Annotated in this window: 3 tRNA genes and 2 rRNA genes; all 5 read right to left on the bottom strand. The window is 43.2% G+C overall.

The features are described 5' to 3' along the window. Nucleotides 1–110: ribosomal RNA gene (locus tag L8S15_RS21690) — 23S ribosomal RNA — on the bottom strand; the annotation flags it as partial. A gap of 368 nt (nt 111–478) precedes the next feature. Next, nucleotides 479–554, bottom strand: a tRNA-Val gene (locus L8S15_RS21695). Nucleotides 555–586: 32 nt separating this feature from the next. After that, nucleotides 587–662, bottom strand: a tRNA-Lys gene (locus L8S15_RS21700). A gap of 2 nt (nt 663–664) precedes the next feature. Further along, nucleotides 665–740: transfer RNA gene (locus tag L8S15_RS21705), tRNA-Glu, on the bottom strand. A gap of 121 nt (nt 741–861) precedes the next feature. Beyond that, nucleotides 862–977 (bottom strand): 16S ribosomal RNA (locus L8S15_RS21710); the annotation flags it as partial.

Below are 977 nucleotides of genomic sequence, written 5' to 3' on the forward strand. Positions count from 1 at the left end.
CCCAGACTCAAAAGGTTATTACTACCTAATCTGGGCTTATCGCAAGTTATTACGCCTTTCATCGCCTCTGACTGCCAAGGCATCCACCGTGTACGCTTAGTCACTTAACCATACAACCCGAAAGGGTCTTAGCGTATGGCAACTAACCAAGGTTTTTGGTTGTCATCAAGAAGGGTTAATTCTTGATAACTGTTTGCCGGACTCAATTGTGAATCAATGTAAACATTGATTCGAATACAAGACACTTGAATGTGTTTGTTGTGTTTATCTAATGAAAGATAAACATTGAGAACTTTTAAATTTGATTGAATTACTCGTAAGTAATCAATCAGTCAGCTTTCCAAATTGTTAAAGAGCATGAGACTTTAAGAACCAGTGTTCTAAAATTCACATTTTCTAAAGACTCTCACAGTCGAAAAATCCAACCAACGACATAAGAAGTGGTTTGGAGATTTAACTTCCAAGAATATTTAGAGAATGGTGGGCGATACCGGGCTCGAACCAGTGACCCCCTGCTTGTAAGGCAGGTGCTCTCCCAACTGAGCTAATCGCCCACGATAGTTTTAATTCCTTCGCGGAGAAAGAATGGTGGGTCGTGCAGGATTCGAACCTGCGACCAATTGATTAAAAGTCAACTGCTCTACCAACTGAGCTAACGACCCAATGGTATCCCGTAGGGGAGTCGAACCCCTGTTACCGCCGTGAAAGGGCGGTGTCCTAGGCCTCTAGACGAACGGGACACTGCTAATTTATTCTACTTTTAAAAGTAGAAACAAACCTTGAAGAACTTGGGAGTTCTTCATCTCTTTGCTTTTCTAAACCTAATCAATCTGTGTGGACACTCATCGTGGTATCTTCGTATAAGGAGGTGATCCAGCCCCAGGTTCCCCTAGGGCTACCTTGTTACGACTTCACCCCAGTCATGAACCACAAAGTGGTGAGCGTCCTCCCCGAAAGGTTAAACTACCCACTTCTTT

This window comes from Vibrio sp. S/42/10 (genome assembly GCF_029890535.1).
Lineage (GTDB): Bacteria > Pseudomonadota > Gammaproteobacteria > Enterobacterales > Vibrionaceae > Vibrio > Vibrio cyclitrophicus.